A 17404-nucleotide genomic window follows, 5' to 3' on the forward strand; every position below is an offset into this window, starting at 1 on the left:
GCGGAGTGCAAGTCCCGCGCCACTTCGTTTGAACTCAGACCATGCCCCGCACACGGCCGCCGTCCACTCGGATCATGCTGCCGGTGATGTAGGCACCGCGCTCGCTGGCGAGGAAGGCACCCATCGGCCCGTAATCGGCCGGCGTGCCGAGCCGCCCGGCCGGGATCTCGGTGGCGGCCTCGGCCAGCGCCTCCTCCAGGCTGATATTCTTCTGCCGCGCCCGCGCCGTGCTGGTCTGCGTCACCCGGTCAGTCTGGATGGTGCCCGGGGCGAGCACGTTCATCGTCACCCCATCCGGCGCCACCTCGCCCGAGAGCGTCTTCAGCCAGCCCCAGATCGAGGCGCGCAGCGTGTTGGACAGCGCCAGCGTCGGGATCGGATGCTGCATCCCCGTGCTGCCGACCACGATGACGCGGCCCCAGCCGCGCTCCCGCATCGCCGGGATCAGCCGGTTGGCGATGCGGATCGGCGAGACGACGATGTGCTGGAACCACTCGAACAGCGCCTCCTCGGTGATCTGCGAGGCGGTGCAGGGCGGCGGGCCGCCATGGTTCAGCACCAGGATATCGACGCCCCCCATGGCGGCGATCGCGCCATCCGCCAGCCGGTCCATATCGGCCGAAGTGGCGACATCGGCGACGATGCCGGTGGCCGATGGCGCTCCGGCGGCCTTCAGCGCCGCCGCCGCCTCGTCCAGTCGCCCCTGGTCGCGGCCGCTGATGACCAGCGCCGTGCCCTCGGCCGCCAGCGCATCGGCGATCGACCGGCCAAGCCCCTTGGTGCCGCCCATGACCAGGGCGCGACGGCCCTTCAATCCGAGATCCATCCGTCCCGCTCCCTTATCCGAATGGCGCGACCCTGCCTTTGGCCGCCCCGGCTGGCAAGACGCCGTCCGGGTGGTAAGACAGGCCCAACCGAGGAGACCTCCCCCATGCCGAAGCCCGTCCTGCTGGTGACCCGCAAGCTGCCCGAGGCGATCGAGGCCCGCGCCTCCCGCGACTACGACGCCCGGCTCAACCCGCAGGACGAGATGTGGGCGACCGACGGCGCCGAGATCGCCCGCCGGGCGCGGGAGGTCGGCGCCGCCGGCATCCTCGGCGCCGCCGGCGACGCGCTGGGCGCCGCCTGCATCGAGGCACTGCCCGAGAGCGTGAAGGTCATCGCCACTTTCTCTGTCGGCTTCGACCATATCGACATCGCCGCCGCCAAGGCGCGCGGTATCGTGGTGGTGAACACTCCCGAGGTGCTTTCCTTCGCCACAGCCGAGACCGCCTTCACCCTGATGCTGATGGCAGCCCGCCGCGCCGGCGAGGGCGAGCGCATGGTCCGCGCCGGTCGGTGGAAAGGCTGGGCCCCGACCCAGCTCCTCGGCGTGACGCTGGAGGGCAAGAAGCTCGGCATCCTCGGCTTCGGCCGGATCGGGCGGGAACTCGCGGCGATGGCGCGCGGCTTCCGCATGGAGATCCACTACCGCGACATCCAGAAGCTGCCGCCCGAGGTGGAGCAGGGCGCCATCTACCACGACAACGAGGACAGCTTCCTCGGCGCCATCGACATCATCTCGATGCATGTCCCGGGCGGCGATGCCAACCGCCATTGGCTGAACGCCGAGCGCATCGCCAAGATGAAGAAGGGCAGCCTCGTCGTGAACAGCGGCCGCGGCGTCTCCGTCCATGACGAGTCGCTGATCGCCGCGCTGAAGTCAGGCCATATCCGCGCCGCCGGCCTCGACGTCTATGACGGCGAACCGAAGGTGAACCCCGGCTACCTGACGCTCGAGAATGTCGCCCTGCTGCCGCATCTCGGCAGCGCCACCATCGAGGTGCGCGACGCCATGGGCAACCGCGCGCTGGAGAACCTCGACGCCGTGCTGCTCAAGGGCACTGCGCCGCCGCACCGCGTCGCCTGAGCCGGGGTCACCGCCCCGGCAGCGGCCCGGGCCGGCCGAAATGCCAGCCCTGGCCGTACTCCACGCCGAGCGTCCGCATCAGCCCGGCCTCCTCCTCCGTCTCGATATGCTCGGCGACCACCTTCGCGTCGAGCCCATGCGCCAGGTCGACCATCGAGGCGATGATGGCGCGGTCCTTCTCGCTGCGCTTCGCGTGCTGGACATAGATGCCGTCGATCTTCACGTAGTCGACCCGTAGCAGCCGCAGATAGCGGAAGCTCGCCGAGCCCGCGCCGAAATCGTCGATGCAGAGCGGCAGGCCGCGCGCGCGCAGCGCGGCGACGCTGCGCGCTGCCTCCGCCTCGTTCTCGATCTCCGCGGTTTCGGTGATCTCCAGCATCAGCCGCTCGACCAGCAGCGGCTCGGTATCCAGCATGGCCAGCAGGGCGCCGCGGAAGCTCGCGCTCTCAAGGGACTGGCCAGAGATATTGGCCGCGATCCTGGTGTTGCGGACCCGGCGGGCAGCGGCACAGACGCTCCGCAGCACCGCCCAGTCGAGGTCCGCCGAAAGCCCGAGCGCCTCCGCCAGCAGCACGAATTGCTGCGGGTCCTGCGGTGCTTCCCCGCCCGGCTCCGGGCGGATCAACGCCTCACAGTGGTGCGTTTCTCCCGTGGAGAGGACAACGATGGGCTGGAAGGCGAGGCGGAAGCGGCTCTCGGCGATCGCCTTGCGCAGCCCGGCGGCGCGGGCATAGGCATGGGCGACGAAGCCGTTCAGCCCCTTGTCGAATCCTGCCTCCACCACCGCCGCGACGCCACCGCGGTTGAAGGCGGACAGGGCGTAGCGCAGTGCCCGCGTCGCCTGCATCGGCGTGAGGCCGGGTGCTTCCAGCGGCAGGCTGGTTACATTGACCGAGGCGGCATGCCCGGCCTCCTGCAACAGGTCCTCCAGCCGCCGCCCGACCGCGCCGGCGTCTACCCCCTGGCCGAACACGCCGTAGCGGCCGGGGCTCAGCGTACCGACGCGGCTGCTGGGCGCCAGGACCTCCGTCAGATGCCCGTCGATCACGGCCGCGGCCTCGGGCCTTGCCGCCGTGACCTCGATCAGCCCCAACTGGCCGGCTTTCCCGTCCGTCTCCAGGCTGTGGCGGAATTCCTCCGCATCAGCAAGGGCCGGCGGCGCTGCCCATTGCGGCGTGGCGGCAATGCTGAGGCAGATATCGTGGCGCTCATGCTGCGGCCGGCGCAGCCCGCCGATCGAGACCGGGGTGCTTGCGGCATCGTTCAGCCGGAAGCCGGTCGGCGCCATCCGGTCGCGGGCGATCAGCAGGTTGAAACTGGCATCGAAGGCGGCTCGGTCGGCCAGTGCCACCAGCTCGCGCACCGGCCGGCCGATCCAGGCTTCGGGCGCCTGGCCGAGGCGGCTCTGGAAGGCCCCGGCGGCAAAGCAGATTCGCCCTTCCGATGTCGCTTCCACCAGTAATTCGGCCGCGGCCAGGGCGAAGGTCAGGAAGCGTTCCCGATCCATCGCCTGTCGAGCGGCGGCAGGTGCGATGGCCTCGGCGCCGTCAGGACTCAACTCAGGGCGCTCCCCATCCTCGGTTCATGCCCGAGGATGGATGAGCCGGGTTAAATCCCGGTGAATCAGGCCGCCAGCGCGGCCTCGCCGTCGAGGGTCGCGGCCGTCGCATGCACCACCGCGGCGATGCGGACGGCGGCCTGGATGGCCTCCTTCGAGACGCCATGCGTCAGCAGCGTCTTCTCATGCGCTTCCATGCACATGCCGCAGCCGTTGATCGCGGAGACGGCGAGCGACCACAGCTCGAAATCCACCTTCTCCACGCCTGGCTTCGCCATGACGTTCATCCGCAGCTTGGCCGGCATGGTGTTGTAGTCGCCGACGACCAGGTGGGTGAAGCGGTAGTAGATGTTGTTCATCCCCATGATCGAGGCCGCGGCCTTGGCGGCGGTCAGCGCCTCCGGGCTCAGCTTCGGGCCGAATTCGGCGAGGATGTCGCGGATCACTTCCGGGTTGCGGGAGGCGAGGGCAGAGACGACGAAGGTGCCGGCGCGCTGCTGCTCGGTCAGCACCGGCTCGTTCGAGAGGCTGCCGAGATTCAGCTTCTGGTCCTTGGCGTATTCGGGCAGGCGGTTGCGCAGGGCTTCCAGCGACATGGCTTGGCTCCTTCCGGGTTGCTTCTTAAGGGTGGGCGGAGCGGATCGCGCAGGGTCCGTTCGGCGCACCCTCTCCTATGGGGAGGGGGGGAGGGGGGGCACAGGGCGCCCCCCTCGGTCAGATCAGGCGGCCTTCTCGAACAGCTTCTGGGCGTCGAGGGCTTCCTGGCCCTTGTTCCAGTTGCAGGGGCAGAGCTCGTCGGTCTGCAGCGCGTCGAGCACGCGGAGCACTTCCTGCGGGTTGCGGCCGACATTGAGGCCGTTCACCGAGGCCCACTGGATGGTGCCGTCCGGGTCGACGATGAAGGTCGCGCGGAGCGCCACGCCCTCGTCCTTGTGGAGGATGCCCAGCGCCTCGGAGAGCTCGCGCTTGACGTCCGCCAGCATCGGGATCTCGAGGTTCTTGATATCCTCGTTGTAGACGCGCCAGTTCAGGTGGACGAACTCGCTGTCGGTCGAGACGCCATAGACCACGGTGTCACGGTCGGCGAACTCGCCGGCCAGCTTGCCGAAGGCCGCGATCTCGGTCGGGCAGATGAAGGTGAAGTCCTTCGGCCAGAAGAAGACGACCTTCCACTTGCCGGCATCGGACTGCGAGGTGATCTCGGTGAAGGACTTGCCGGGGCCACCGAGGCCCTCGGGGCCGGCCTTCACGGCGGTCAGGGCGAAAGACGGGAACTTGTCGCCGACGGTCAGCATGCGGGATATCCCCTCAGGTTATGGGCAGGGTCATAAATGGAGCGAACAGGGATGGCCCCGTTGGGCTCGCTGCCGCTTATGACGCAATGCAGCAAATCGGTCCAATGAATAGTTTTCGCTGATTCGATTGACCGAATCGATCAAACAGGTCATCTCTCCGCCATGCTCACCCTCCCCAGCCCGCAGCAGCTCCGCTACCTGCTGGCACTCGCCGATCATGGCCATTTCGGTCGCGCGGCCACCGCCTGCGCGGTGACGCAATCGACCCTCTCGGCCGGCATCATCGCCCTCGAACGGCAGTTGGACGCCCATCTGCTGGAGCGCGGCTCGGCCAAGCGCCCGGTCTTCACCCCGCTCGGGCTGGAGGTGGTGGGCCGTGCCCGTACCGCCCTCTCCGCGCTGGAGGCGGTGGCGGAGACGGCGGCGGCGGCGCGCGACCCGCTCTCCGGTCCGCTGCGCTTCGGCGTCATCCCGACCATCGGCCCCTTCCTGCTGCCGCGGCTGATGCCGGCGCTGCGAGAGGCCTTCCCCCGGCTTCGCCTCTGGCTGCGCGAGGACCAGACGGAGCGGCTGGTCGCCCAACTTGAATCGGGGCGGCTCGACCTGCTGCTGCTGGCGCTCCCCTGCGCCTGCGGCGAGGCGGAGACGCTGCCGATCGCCGACGACCCCTTCCTCGCCGCGGTTCCCGCCGGCCACCGGCTGGCGGCGAAGGAGCGGGTGCCGGTCGCCGCGCTCGGCGCCGAGCGGTTGCTGCTGCTGGAGGACGGGCATTGCCTGCGCGACCATGCGCTTGATGCCTGCGGCCTGCCGCGCGGCGCCATGCCGGCCGAGGACGGCATCGCCGCCACCTCGCTCCATACATTGGTGCAGATGGTCGCCGGCGGCCTCGGCGTGACGCTGCTGCCGCAGATCGCGGTCGAGGGCGGGGTGCTGGCCGGCGCCGCGGTCGACATCCGCCCGCTGGAGCAGGAGGGCGGCACCCCGCCGAGCCGCAGCCTCGCCCTGGCCTGGCGCCCGACCAGCCCGCGCGCGGCGGAGTTCCGCGGCCTCGCGCCTGCCATTGCGGCGGCGCTGCAGCCGGCCTAACCCTGTCGGCAAGCACCGGGGAGCAAACGACATGGACGGGTTGACCGCGGACCAGGCACGCCTCCGCGACCGGGCGCGGGAGGTGGCGCAGAAGGCCGCCGCCCAGGCCGCCACCACCGACCGCACCGAGCAGTATCCCTGGCCCATGGTCCGCCGCATGCGCGAGGCCGGGCTGATGGGCCTGACCATCCCGCGCGAATGGGGTGGGCCGGGCCTCTCCTATTTCGATGCCGTGCTGGTGATTGAGGAGCTGTCAGCCGCCTGCGCCGTCTGCGGCCGCATCGCGGTCGAGAGCAATATGGGCGCGCTCGGCGCCGTCATGGCCTATGGCAGCCCGGAGCAGCGGCGCCTCGCCGCCGGGCTGGTGCTGGCGGGCGACAAGCCGGCCATCTGCATCACCGAGCCCGAGGCCGGCTCCGCCGCGACCGAGATGACGACGCGGGCCGTCCGCCGCGGCGATGCCTGGGTGATCGACGGGGTGAAGCATTGGATCACCGGCGGCGGCGTCTCCCGCCTGCACCTGATCTTCGCCCGCGCCTTCGAGGAGGGGCGGGATCTCGGTATCGGCGGCTTCCTCGTGGTGCGGGAGGCGGAGCGGGATCCGCCCGGCCTCGTCATCCACCGCCGTATCCCCTCCATGGGGCTGAAGGGCATGCCGGAGGCGGAGATCCGCTTCGAGGGGCTGGTGGTGCCGGATGCGATGGTGCTGCACCCGCCGGGCGGCTTCGCCCGGGGCTTCGGCCGGCTGATGGATGCCTATAACGGCCAGCGCGTCGGCGCGGCGACGGTCGCCCTCGGCATCGCCGCCGGGGCCTATCGGCAGGCGCTCGACTATGCCGGGCGGCGGCACCAGTTCGGCCGGCCGATTGCCGAATTCCAGGGCGTCGGCTGGATGCTGGCCGATATGTCGATCAGGCTGGAGGCGGCGCGGGCCCTGGTCTGGCGGGCCGCCCGCAGCGCCGGGCCCAATGGCTTCCCCGACCGGCTGGCGGCCGCCCAGGCCAAGGTGCTGGCGGCCGATACCGCGATCGAGGTTACCAACAATGCCCTCCAGCTCTGGGGCGCGGCCGGATACAGCCGGGAGAACCCGCTGGAGCGGATGGTGCGCGACGCGCGGATGTTCGCCATCGCCGGCGGCACCGCCCAGGTGCTGCGGACCCAGGTGGCGGAGCAGATTCTCGGCCGCAAGCTGCCGCAGACGCGGGACGGGTTCCTCCGCCAAGCGGGCGGTCGCGATTGACTCGTGCGGGGGCTTCGCTTATCCCGCGCCCTCCCCGGCGGTGGCGCGAGCCCCTGCCGCAACCCCTTCGCCTTGCCAGTGAGTCCGCGTCATGAAGATCCGCAACAGCCTCAAGACCGCCAAGACGCGCGACAAGAACTGCGTGGTGGTGCGCCGCCGCGGCCGCCTCTACGTGCTGAACAAGAAGAACCCGCGCCTGAAGGCCCGCCAGGGCTAAGCAGCGGCCCCAGGCCGTCCAACAGGGGTTCGGGCCCGCCGCCGGCATCGCCGCGGCGGGTTTTTCTGCGTCATTGCGGCTTGAAGGTTTCCGTCCCCAGCCCGCCGCCGGTGGTCCAGGTGCCGCGCAGGCTGCCATCCGGCTCCACGCCGTAGATCGCAACACCCGGCCGGTTGTCCACGACGAAGGAGATGGCCAGCATCCCGCTCTGGATCAGGCCGAGGCCGATGATCTGGGCATTGCCCACCAGCCAGCGGGCCAGCCAGGCGCCGTTCGGCCCCTCGCGCAACTCGAACTCACCTTCATAGGGCGTGCCGTCGGGGTTCTGCCCTTCTACCGCGTAGCGGCCTTCGCGGAGCTGGGCGAAGGCGGCAGGGGCGATGGCGAGCAGGCCGAGGGCCAGCAGGAGGACGCGGCGCAGGGACAAGGGAGGCTCCGGGAGGAAAAGGCGGCGGAGAGTGACGCTGCGACCCCGCCGGAGCAAGCCCGGCGCTTGCCCGACGCAGCCCATCTGCCCATTTTCAACGGAACGGAGGATTGCGCGCCATGATCGACCTGCCCGCCCCGAAGCCCGATGTCATGGCCCGCCGCGAGGAGCTGCTGGCCGGCCTCCGCGCCCTGCTGCCCGGCGACGGCGTCATCACCGAGCCGGCCCGCGTGAAGCCCTATGAGACGGACGGGCTCTCGGCCTATCGCCAGCCGCCGCTGGCCGTCGCCCTGCCGCGGACGACGGAGGAGGTGGCCGCCATCCTCCGCTTCTGCCACCGCAACGGCGTCCGCGTCGTGCCGCGCGGGGCGGGGACGAGCCTCTCGGGCGGGGCGCTGCCGCTGGCCGATTCCGTCGTGCTCGGGCTGATGCGGATGAACCGGATCCTTGAGGTCGATTACGCCAACCGCCTCGCCGTGGTCGAGGCGGGCGTCACCAATCTCGGCATCACCAACCACATCGCGGCCGATGGCTTCTTCTACGCGCCCGACCCGTCCTCGCAGCTCGCCTGCATGATCGGCGGCAATGTGGGGATGAACTCGGGCGGGGCGCATTGCCTCAAATACGGCGTCACCGCCAACAACCTGCTCGGCCTCAAGGCCGTCACCATCGAGGGCGAGATCGTCGAGCTAGGCGGGCGGCATCTCGATGCGGCAGGCTATGACTGGCTCGGGCTGATGACCGGCTCCGAGGGGCAGCTCGCGGTGGTGACGGAGGTGACGGTGCGCATCCTCCACGCACCCGAGGGGCAGCGGGCGATGCTCGCCGCCTTCAAGGGCACGGAGATCGCGGGCGCGGCGGTCGATGCGATCATCGGCAGCGGCATCATCCCTGTGGCGCTGGAGTTCATGGACCGGCCCTGCATCCATGCCTGCGAGGCCTTCGCCCATGCCGGCTATCCGCTGGATGCGGAGGCGATGCTCATCATCGAGGTCGAGGGCAGCGTCGAGGAGCAGGACATGCTGCTCGGCAAGTTGAAGGAGATCTGCTCCCGCTTCGACCCGATCAGCCTCAAGGTCGCGCAGACGGTGGAGGAGAGCCTGGCGATCTGGAAGGGGCGGAAGGGCGCCTTCGGCGCGGTCGGCCGCATCTCGCCCGACTATCTCTGCATGGACGGCACCATCCCGACCGGCGAACTGCCGCATGTGCTGCGCCGGATCGGCGAGATGAGCGCTGATTACGGGTTGCAGGTCGCCAATGTCTTCCATGCCGGCGACGGCAACCTGCATCCGCTCATCATGTTCGACGCCAATGATGCCGAGAGCTTCCGCAAGGCGGAGGCCTTTGGCGCCGACATCCTCAAGCTCTGCGTCGAGGTCGGCGGCTGCCTGACCGGCGAGCATGGCGTCGGCGTCGAGAAGCGGGACCTGATGCCGGTGCAGTTCAGCCCCTTCGAGCTGGACCAGATGCGGGCGCTGAAGTCGGCCTTCGACCCGCAATGGCTGCTCAATCCGGCCAAGGTCTTTCCGCTCGAGGGCAATCCGGTGCTGCGGCAGGCGGCATGACCTCGCTCATCGCACCGGGCGACGAGGCGGGGGTTGCGGCGGCGGTTGCCGAGGCGGCGGCGGCGGGCGAGCCGCTCGCCATCGAGGGGCGCGGCACCAAGCGGGCGATGCTGCGGCCGGTGCAGGCGGCGCGCACGCTCTCGCTGCGCAACCTCAGCGGCATCACCCTCTACCGGCCGCAGGAGCTGATCCTCTCCGCACGCGCAGGCACGCCGCTGGCGGAGATCGAGGCGGCGCTGGCCGAGCGCGGGCAGCAGGTGGTGGCCGAGCCGCCGGTGCTCGCCGCGATCTTCGGTGCCGGGGAGGGGCCGACGATCGGCGGGCTCGTTGCCACCAACCTCTCCGGGCCGCGGCGCATCACCGCGGGGGCCATGCGCGACCATGTCATGGGCATCCGCGCCGTGAATGGGCTGGGCGAGGCCTTCCACAATGGCGGGCGGGTGCTGAAGAACGTCACCGGCCTCGATCTCTGCAAGCTGCTCACCGGGGCGCATGGCACGCTCGGCGTCATCACCGAGGTGACGCTGAAGGTGCTGCCGGCGGCCGAGCGGAGCGGGACGCTCGCCATCGCCGTGCCCGATCTGGAGACGGGGGTGCGGGCGCTCTCGGCCGGGCTCGGCAGCCCTTATGGGGTAAGCGGGGCGGCGCTGCTGGCGGGCGAGGTGCCGCGCGCGCTGCTGCGGATCGAGGAATTTTCCGAGTCCGTTGCCTATCGCCTCGGGCGGCTGCGCGAGGCGCTGGGACGGTTCGGCGATGCCACGGTGATCGAGGATGACGAGAGCCGCGCGCTATGGCGCGGCATCGGGGAGGCGGAGCCGCTCGATGCCCGGCCCGAGGATGCGGTGTGGCGCGTCTCGGTGCAGCCGACGGCGGGTCCGGGCGTCGTCGCGGCGGCGGGGCTGCCGCGGGCGCTGCTCGACTGGGGCGGCGGACTCGTCTGGCTGGCGGGGCCGGCGACGGCGGAGGCGCATGGCCGGGTGATGGAGGCGGCCCGCGCGGTGGGCGGCAGCTTCACTCTGTTCCGCGCGCCGGAGCCGATGCGCGCCGCCCTGCCGGTGCTTCCGGAGGAGGGCAAGGTGCTGGCCGCGATCCGTGGGCGCATCCGGGCAGTGATGGACCCGAAGGGCATCCTCAACCCGGGGAAGATGTATACCGCGTAGAGGGCGGGTTCTTCGAGGTATCGGGCGTCGCGCGCATTCCTCGCCGCTGGGCCTCAAACCCTTCAAACGGTTGAAGCCCGGCGGGGCCAGGGCATTGATTCGCCTCGGTTATCAGGCGGAATTTGAGGATTTTATGGTTTGAAGGCCCAGCCGCCCCTGATTTCGGGGCCGGGATGCAACTGGGGATTTGACGATATTCCTATATCTCCGCCGAGCCGCCGGGGCAAGGAAAACCCGGGTCAGCGTCCGGCGATGCGGTGGGGGCCGGCGGCATCGACCATGGCATGGGTGAGGGCCTGGGCGAGGCAGGCATAGCCGTGGTCGTTGTGGTGCAGGCCATCGGGGCCGATCACATCGGTCGCAGGCGTGCCGGCGGCGGCCCAGGCCTCCATCAGCGCGGCGCGGGAGAAGAGGGGGATATGCAGGCGCGCGGCGGTGTCGCGGATCGCCCGGTCGAAGGCCGCGAAATTCGGCGCGGCGAGAATCCTCGGGGCGCGCTGGCTGTCCATCAGCACCACATCGACGCCGCGGGCGCGCAGGCGCTCGATGCCGTCCTCGAGCAGGGCGGAGAAGGCCTCGGGTGCCATGCCGCGCAGCGCCGCATTGGCGCCGGCCTGCCAGATGACGAGGGTGGGGCGGGCGACGATCACGTCCGCCTCCAGCCGGGCCATCATCTCGGTCACGTCCTCGCCGCCGCGGCCGCGGTTCAGCACGGTGAGCCGGGCCTCGGGGAGGGCGGCGTGGAGCCCGGCCTCGAGCTGGGCGGGGTAGGTGCGGTCCTGGCCGGTGGCGCCGGAACCCTCGGTGGAGGAGGAGCCGAAGGCGACCACCGTCACCGGCTGGCCCTGGCTGAGCGCGGCGCGGGTGGCGGGGAGGGCGAGGCGCTGGGTGGGGGCGGTGGGGCAGGGCTCCTCCGCACGGAGCGGGGCGGCGGAGAGCAGCAGGGCCAGGCCCAGCAGCAAGGCGAGGAGGGGGGCACGCATGCCTCTACGCTGCCGCAAGCGCGGGCGGCGCGCCAGTGCAGAAAGGTCGCGGCTTGCGCCGTGGCCGCGGGGCAGCCATGTGTGCGCCCGGAGGTGGCGATGCGGGGGCTGATCCGTGGCATGGAGACGGTGCCGGGGAAGCCGGGCCGCGACCTCCGGGCCGATGTCTTCCGGGGCATCGCCCTCTGGTTCATCCTGATCGACCATATTCCGGGCAATTGGCTGGGCAAGCTGACCCTTCGCAACGTCGCGCTCTGCGATGCGACGGAGGCCTTCGTGCTGCTGGCCGGCTATGCCGCGGGGCTGGCCTACGGGGCGGCGCTCGATCGGCGGGGCTGGACCTTTTCGGCCGCGGCGCTGCTCAGGCGCCTCGGCACGCTCTACGTGGCGCATGTCTTCCTCTTCGTCGTCTTCACCGCCCAGGTCGGCTACTCCGCCGCTGCGCTGGAAAGCCCGGCCTACCTGGACGAGATGCATCTCGATGTGTTTGGGGAACAACCCTATCTCGCATTGCTTCAGGCATTGTTACTTCGCTTCCAGCCGGCCTTCCTCGACATCCTGCCGCTCTACATCGTTCTGCTGCTGATGCTGGTGCCGGCGCTGCCGCTGCTGCGGCGGCCCTGGCTGCTGATGGGGCTCTCGGGCGCGGGCTATGTCGTGGTGCGGCTGCTGGACCTCAACCTGCCGAACTGGACGGGGGGCGGCTGGTTCTTCAACCCGCTGGCCTGGCAGGTCCTGTTCTTCACGGGGGCGCTGCTCGGCTATGCGCCGCGCCGGCGGGGGCCGGCGCCGGCGGTGCCCTTCCGTCCGTTGCTGATCGGGGCGGCGGTGGTGGCGCTGGTCCTTGGGCTCGGCGTGGTGCTGGTGGGCGATTATGGCGAGCAGTGGCTGGCGGCGCTGCCGCAGCCGGTGGCGGAGCTGCTGGCGACGATCGACAAGACGGGGCTGCATCCGTTCCGGCTGATCTCGATCCTGGCGCTCGCCTATCTGGTCGGGCATGCGGTGCCGCGGGGGGCGCAGTGGCTGCGCAGCCGGGCGGCGGCGCCCTTCGTGCTGATGGGACAGCACGGGCTGCCGGTGTTCTGCGCCGGCATCTTCCTCGCCTTCCTCGGCCGGCTGGCGCTGGAGATGGATGACCGCTGGCCGATGCAGCTGGCGGTCAACCTGGCGGGGCTGGCGGCGCTGGTCTCGATCGGGGTGGTCGGCGCCTGGTACCGGATGCGGGAGCGGGGCGAGGCCCCACATAATGCAACGAATCCGGCGCCTGTCGGCTTGCGGGCGCCGGTTGGCTCTACTACGACAGTGACATGACCCTCGGCGCCGGCCGCGTCCTGCTGCTGCTTGGCTTGCTTCTGGCCTCTCCCGCGACGAGGGCCGGCGGCATGGCCTGCGACTCGCCGCCGGAGTTGCTGGCCTCCCATGCCGCGCTGCCGGCGACGGCCAGGGCGGCGAGCGCGGGGAGCCTGCGCATCCTCGTGGTCGGCAGTGCCTCGGTGCTCGGGCCGGGGACGAGCGGGCCGGGCGCGGCCTGGCCGGCGCGGCTGGAGGCGCTGATCCGGGCACGGGTGCCGCATCTCGCCCTCGAGGTGGTGACGCGGGGCGCGCGAGGGCTGACCACCGCCGAGACGGGGGCGATCATCGCCGCCGAGTTGGCGCGGGCGCCCTTCAACCTGGTGCTCTGGCAGGTGGGGACGGCGGAGGCGGTGCGCGGCCTCGACCTCGACGAGATGGTGGAGCAGGTGAATGAGGGCCTCGCCCGCATCGTCGCGGCGGGGGCGGATACGGTGCTGATGGACCAGCAATTCTCCCGCTTCATGCGGGCCAATGCCAATGTCGATGCCTACCGGGATGCGCTGCGGCTGACGGCGGCGGCGCATGGCGTGCCGGTGCTGCGGCGCTGGGACCTGATGCAGGCCTGGGCGGAGGCGGATACCGTCGATATCGAGCGGGCCGGGCGGCAGGAGAAGGTGGCGGCGACGGACAAGCTCAACGACTGCCTGGCGCAGGCGATGCAGGCGCTGATCCGCGACGGGGTGGCGGAGGCGCGGGGGCGGCCGGGGCAGAGGTAGCGGACAAAGGTAGAGATCGTTCGGCCTGTTCGGCGGGGCGTGGGGCGGCCTATATCTGGGTGATGCAAACCCATTTCTCGCCGGAGCAGTTGCGGGACCCCGACACGCGGGAAAGCAACCAGATCCTCCGCACCTGCGTCCATTGCGGCTTCTGCACCGCCACATGCCCGACCTTCCTGCTGCTGGGCGACGAGCTCGACAGCCCAAGGGGGCGCATCTACCTCATCAAGGACATGCTGGAGGGGGGGAAGCCCGCGACCGAGGAGGTGGTGCGGCATGTCGACCGCTGCCTCTCCTGCCTGTCCTGCATGACGACCTGCCCGTCGGGCGTGAACTACATGCATCTGGTCGATCATGCGCGGCGGTATATCGAGGAGACCTATGACCGGCCCTGGCACGAGCGGGCGCTGCGGCGGGTGCTCAGCGGGGTGCTGCCCTATCCGAAGAGGTTCCGGGCGGCGCTGACGGGCGCGCGGCTGGGGCGGAGCTTCGCCGGTCTGATCCCGGGGCGGCATGTGCTGGCGCAGCGGCTGCGGGCGATGCTGCGGCTGGCGCCGGGGGCGTTGCCGGCGCCGAGCCCGATGCAGGCGCCGCAGGTGCATCGCGCGGAGGGCGAGCGGCGGGGCAGGGTGGCGCTGCTGACGGGGTGCGCGCAGCAGGTGCTGGCGCCCTCCATCAATGAGGCGACGATCCGGCTGCTGACGCGGATGGGGATCGAGGTGGTCATCACCCGGGAGCAGGGGTGCTGCGGGGCGCTCGACCATCACATGGGCCAGCACGACCCGGCGATGCGGCTGGCGCGGGCCAATATCGCGGCCTGGAGCCGGGAGATCGCGGGCGAGGGGCTGGACGGCATCGTCATCAACACCTCGGGCTGCGGGACGACGGTGAAGGACTACGGCTTCATGTTCCGCGAGGAAAAGGAGGCCGAGGCGGCGGCGCGGGTGGCCGGGCTGGCGATGGATGTCTCCGAGGCGCTGGTGAAGTTCGGCTACGCGCCGAGCCGGGAGGCGCCGGGGCTGACGGTGGCCTATCACGCGGCCTGCTCCCTGCAGCATGGGCAGCGGGTGACGGCGGCGCCGAAGCAGCTGCTGGCGAAGGCGGGGTTCACCGTGCGGGAGCCGGCGGAGCCGCATATCTGCTGCGGCAGCGCAGGGACCTACAACCTGCTGCAGCCGGAGATCGCGGCGCAGCTCCGCGACCGGAAGCTCGGCAATATCGAGCGGACGGGGGCCGATCTGATCGCGGCGGGGAATATCGGCTGCCTGACGCAGCTCGGCGGCGACCGGATGCCGGTGGTGCATACGGTCGAGCTGCTGGACTGGATGGCGGGCGGGCCGGCGCCGCCGGCGGTGGCCGCGGTCCAGCGGGCGGCGTGATCCCGGCGCGCTACGGGGCGCTGCTCTTCCCGCTGGTCATGACCTTCTTCATGGCCGGGGTGGTCTCGGCGCTGCTGACCCTCGTCAACCTCGGCCTGCGGTCGGACTTCCTGCTGCTGTGGCTGGCGAACTGGGCGTTGGCCTGGAGCTTCGCCTACCCCGCCGCGCTGCTGGCCATCCCGGCGGCGCGGCGGATCGTCGGCTGGCTGACGGCCGGCTGAGGCTCAGGCGACGGTGTCGGCCATCTTCGCGCCGCGGGCGCCCATCGGGCGCTCGGGGCCGCTGGTGGTGTCGCGGGCGGTCTGGTGCTCCATCTCGGCGTCCAGCTCGGCGCCGGCGAGGACGACGGTGGAGGAGAGCCAGACCCAGGTCATGAAGCCGATCACCGCGCCGAGCGAGCCATAGGTCTCGTTGTAGCTGCCGAAATTCGAGACGTAGTAGGAGAAGCCGACCGAGAAGGCGACGAAGCCGATGGCGGCGACGGCGCTGCCCCAGCTCACCCAGCGCCATTGCGCGCGGTCGCGGCTCGGCCCGTAGCGGTAGAGGAAGGCGAGGAAGAGGCCGATGGCTCCCAGCAGCACCGGCCAGCGGGCGAGGCCGAGCAGCGTGCCGATGGTCCCGCCGATGCCGAGGAAGTTCAGCGCCACGGGCAGCACGACGACGGCGGCCATCGCCAGCAGGATGAAGAGGATGCCGCAGAGGGTGAAGGCGAGCGTCACCGCCGTGCGCATGAGGAAGCCGCGGCGCTCCTTCTCGGAATAGACGATGTTCAGCGCGTCGACGATCGCCTTCATCGCTTGGTTCGAGGACCAGAGCGAGGTGGCGAGGCCGATCACCGCGCCGATGCCGAGGCTGGTGCCGCCCTTGGAGACGATGCGCTTCACCTGCTCGTCGATGATCTGCATGCCGCCTTCGGGGACGATGACGGCGACGGCGCGGAGGTGCTCGCCGATGGTCGCCGGGTCGGCGAAGAGGCCGTAGATGGAGATCAGCGCGCCGATCGCCGGGAAGAGGGCGAGCAGGGTGTAGAAGGTGACGCCGGCGGCCTCGGTCAGCAGCCGGTCCTCGGAGATCTGCGAGGCGGTGCGCTTGAGGATGTCCCACCAGCCGCGGGCGGGGATCTGGCCGGGATGGGCGGCGAGGCGGCCGCGGTCATCGGCTGGGGTGGCGGGGGCGGAGGCGCCAGGGGAGGTGCCGGGGCGGCGGGCGCGCTGGGGCTGGCCCTGCTGGCGGCCGGTGCCGAAGAGCAAGGTGGCGCCGGCGGCGAGCGCAACAGCGGTGGCGAGAAAGGCGTTGGGTTGGGAGTCGGACCGCATGTTCGGCTCTCCGAGGATCAGGATTCGATTCAGGCAACGCACCGATGGCGCTTGGGTGCCCGGTCGATCGCGAATTGCGTCACGTGCGGTTCCGGGGCCTGCTGCGGGGAAAGGGGCGGGAGGGATTCGGGTGATGCATCTGCGACGCCGAGGGCTGCTGGCCGTGCCCTTCCTTGCTTCGCTGCCGGCGGCGGCGCAGGGCGGCTATCCCGAGCGGCCGGTGAGCCTGGTCGTGCCCTTCCTCGCCGGGGGTTCCACCGATATCGCGGCGCGGATCATGGCGGAGCGGATGGCGCCGCAGCTTGGGCCCTCGGCGCGGATCGTGGTCGAGAACCGGGCGGGGGCGGGGGGCTCGGTCGGGACGGAATGGGTGCGGCACCGGCCGGCGGATGGTTATACGCTGCTGCTGGCCAGCGCTTCGGCGCTCGGGACCAATCCGGCGGCGCTGCCGGAGCAGACGCCCTATGATCCGGTCGAGGATTTCACCGCCATCGCCCTCGTCGGCGGCGGGCCGATGGTGCTGGTGGTGCCGGCCGCCTCGCCCTTCCGCGACGTGCGGGCGCTGCTGGAGGCGGTGCGCGCCAAGCCGGGACAGATGACCTGGGCGACCTCCGGGGCGGGAGGGATCGGGCATCTGACCGGCGAGTATCTGAAGCTCCGGGCCGGCGGGCTCCGGGCGGAGCATGTGCCCTATCGGGGCGGCTCGGCGGTGATGGAGGCGTTGGCGAAGGGGGAGGTCGATTACTCGCTGGAGGTGCTGGCCTCGGTGGCGCCGCATCTGCGCGACGGGCTGTCGCGGGGGCTGGCGGTGAGCGCGCTGCGGCGGCATCCGCTCTTCCCCGATATCCCGACGCTCGACGAGAGCGGGTTGCCGGGCTTCGAGGTGACGACCTGGAATGTGCTGGTCGGGCCGCGCGGGCTGCCGGAGCCGGTGGTGGCGCGGCTGGCGGCGGCGGCGGGGGCGGTGCTGGCGGACCCGGCGGCGGCGAAGCGGCTGGCGGCGGCGGGCGTCGATCCGGCCGGGCCGGGGACACCGGCGGCGACGCGGGCCTTCCTGGTGGCGGAGCGGGAGAAATTCGCCGGCATCGTGGAGAAGGCCGGGCTGCGCCTCGGGCGGTGACAGTCGGGCCGGGCCCGGCCATGACGGGGAAGCCTGCCGCGGCCTGGCCGCGGCAGGCGGTGCGAGGCCCCCGCGAAGCT

18 protein-coding genes are annotated in these 17404 nt (G+C 71.2%); 11 read left to right on the forward strand and 7 right to left on the reverse strand.

Annotated elements, in window-relative coordinates; genetic code table 11:
- Positions 1-34: 34 nt before the first annotated feature.
- Positions 35-826 carry an SDR family oxidoreductase gene (locus tag EP26_RS08225; RefSeq protein WP_043337694.1) on the reverse strand — a complete coding sequence of 264 codons (792 nt, stop codon included), beginning with the start codon at positions 824-826 and terminating at the stop codon, positions 35-37.
- A gap of 105 nt (positions 827-931) precedes the next feature.
- Here EP26_RS08225 and EP26_RS08230 point away from each other — a divergent pair, with 105 nt between their 5' ends.
- On the forward strand, positions 932-1909 hold the full coding sequence (locus EP26_RS08230; RefSeq protein WP_043337695.1) for a 2-hydroxyacid dehydrogenase: 978 nt from the start codon (positions 932-934) through the stop codon (positions 1907-1909).
- 7 nt (positions 1910-1916) lie between these two features.
- Here the strand turns inward: EP26_RS08230 and EP26_RS08235 are convergent, their stop codons facing one another.
- From EP26_RS08235 to EP26_RS08245, 3 genes are all read right to left on the reverse strand, one after another.
- On the reverse strand, positions 1917-3467 hold the full coding sequence (locus EP26_RS08235) for an EAL domain-containing protein (RefSeq protein ID WP_157033444.1): 1551 nt from the start codon (positions 3465-3467) through the stop codon (positions 1917-1919).
- A 65-nt stretch (positions 3468-3532) separates the two neighbouring features.
- Complete coding sequence (locus EP26_RS08240) at positions 3533-4063, reverse strand: carboxymuconolactone decarboxylase family protein (RefSeq protein ID WP_043337697.1); 531 nt, start codon at positions 4061-4063, stop codon at positions 3533-3535.
- Between the two features lie 123 nt (positions 4064-4186).
- A complete protein-coding gene (locus EP26_RS08245; RefSeq protein WP_043337699.1) occupies positions 4187-4762 on the reverse strand; it encodes a peroxiredoxin in 576 nt (191 codons plus the stop codon).
- A gap of 162 nt (positions 4763-4924) precedes the next feature.
- Here EP26_RS08245 and EP26_RS08250 point away from each other — a divergent pair, with 162 nt between their 5' ends.
- From EP26_RS08250 to ykgO, 3 genes are all read left to right on the forward strand, one after another.
- Complete coding sequence (locus tag EP26_RS08250; protein ID WP_043337701.1) at positions 4925-5848, forward strand: hydrogen peroxide-inducible genes activator; 924 nt, start codon at positions 4925-4927, stop codon at positions 5846-5848.
- A 31-nt stretch (positions 5849-5879) separates the two neighbouring features.
- Complete coding sequence (acdA, locus tag EP26_RS08255; protein WP_043337703.1) at positions 5880-7088, forward strand: 3-sulfinopropanoyl-CoA desulfinase; 1209 nt, start codon at positions 5880-5882, stop codon at positions 7086-7088.
- 91 nt (positions 7089-7179) lie between these two features.
- Entirely contained in the window at positions 7180-7305 is a 126-nt protein-coding gene (ykgO, locus tag EP26_RS08260) for a type B 50S ribosomal protein L36 (RefSeq protein WP_043337704.1), read from the forward strand.
- A 70-nt stretch (positions 7306-7375) separates the two neighbouring features.
- On the opposite strand, the gene EP26_RS08265 is transcribed toward ykgO, so the two are convergent.
- Complete coding sequence (locus EP26_RS08265) at positions 7376-7732, reverse strand: hypothetical protein (protein WP_157033445.1); 357 nt, start codon at positions 7730-7732, stop codon at positions 7376-7378.
- A 119-nt stretch (positions 7733-7851) separates the two neighbouring features.
- Between EP26_RS08265 and EP26_RS08270 the strand changes: the two genes are divergently transcribed.
- Positions 7852-9297, forward strand: coding sequence for an FAD-linked oxidase C-terminal domain-containing protein (locus EP26_RS08270; protein WP_043337708.1), 1446 nt, complete (start codon positions 7852-7854; stop codon positions 9295-9297).
- On the forward strand, positions 9294-10457 hold the full coding sequence (locus tag EP26_RS08275) for an FAD-binding protein (RefSeq protein ID WP_043337709.1): 1164 nt from the start codon (positions 9294-9296) through the stop codon (positions 10455-10457). The genes EP26_RS08270 and EP26_RS08275 overlap by 4 nt, the downstream gene beginning before the upstream one ends.
- A 239-nt stretch (positions 10458-10696) precedes the next feature.
- Here the strand turns inward: EP26_RS08275 and EP26_RS08280 are convergent, their stop codons facing one another.
- On the reverse strand, positions 10697-11440 hold the full coding sequence (locus tag EP26_RS08280) for an SGNH/GDSL hydrolase family protein (protein ID WP_043337710.1): 744 nt from the start codon (positions 11438-11440) through the stop codon (positions 10697-10699).
- 99 nt (positions 11441-11539) lie between these two features.
- Between EP26_RS08280 and EP26_RS08285 the strand changes: the two genes are divergently transcribed.
- The 4 genes from EP26_RS08285 to EP26_RS08300 all read left to right on the forward strand — a co-directional run bounded on the left by EP26_RS08285 (position 11540) and on the right by EP26_RS08300 (position 15109).
- A complete protein-coding gene (locus tag EP26_RS08285) occupies positions 11540-12751 on the forward strand; it encodes an OpgC family protein (RefSeq protein WP_052388941.1) in 1212 nt (403 codons plus the stop codon).
- Complete coding sequence (locus tag EP26_RS08290) at positions 12748-13509, forward strand: SGNH/GDSL hydrolase family protein (protein ID WP_052388942.1); 762 nt, start codon at positions 12748-12750, stop codon at positions 13507-13509. Before EP26_RS08285 ends, EP26_RS08290 begins: the two co-directional genes overlap by 4 nt.
- A gap of 62 nt (positions 13510-13571) precedes the next feature.
- Positions 13572-14888: a glycolate oxidase subunit GlcF gene (gene glcF, locus EP26_RS08295; protein ID WP_043337711.1), complete on the forward strand. Its 1317-nt coding sequence runs from the start codon at positions 13572-13574 to the stop codon at positions 14886-14888.
- Entirely contained in the window at positions 14885-15109 is a 225-nt protein-coding gene (locus EP26_RS08300; RefSeq protein WP_043337713.1) for a DUF2798 domain-containing protein, read from the forward strand. The genes glcF and EP26_RS08300 overlap by 4 nt, the downstream gene beginning before the upstream one ends.
- A gap of 3 nt (positions 15110-15112) precedes the next feature.
- Here EP26_RS08300 and EP26_RS08305 read toward each other — a convergent pair whose 3' ends face one another.
- Positions 15113-16204 carry a YihY/virulence factor BrkB family protein gene (locus EP26_RS08305; RefSeq protein WP_043337714.1) on the reverse strand — a complete coding sequence of 364 codons (1092 nt, stop codon included), beginning with the start codon at positions 16202-16204 and terminating at the stop codon, positions 15113-15115.
- 133 nt (positions 16205-16337) lie between these two features.
- Between EP26_RS08305 and EP26_RS08310 the strand changes: the two genes are divergently transcribed.
- On the forward strand, positions 16338-17324 hold the full coding sequence (locus EP26_RS08310; protein WP_043337715.1) for a Bug family tripartite tricarboxylate transporter substrate binding protein: 987 nt from the start codon (positions 16338-16340) through the stop codon (positions 17322-17324).
- The last annotated feature ends 80 nt before the right edge of the window (positions 17325-17404 follow it).

The organism is Belnapia moabensis DSM 16746, assembly GCF_000745835.1.
Lineage (GTDB): Bacteria > Pseudomonadota > Alphaproteobacteria > Acetobacterales > Acetobacteraceae > Belnapia > Belnapia moabensis.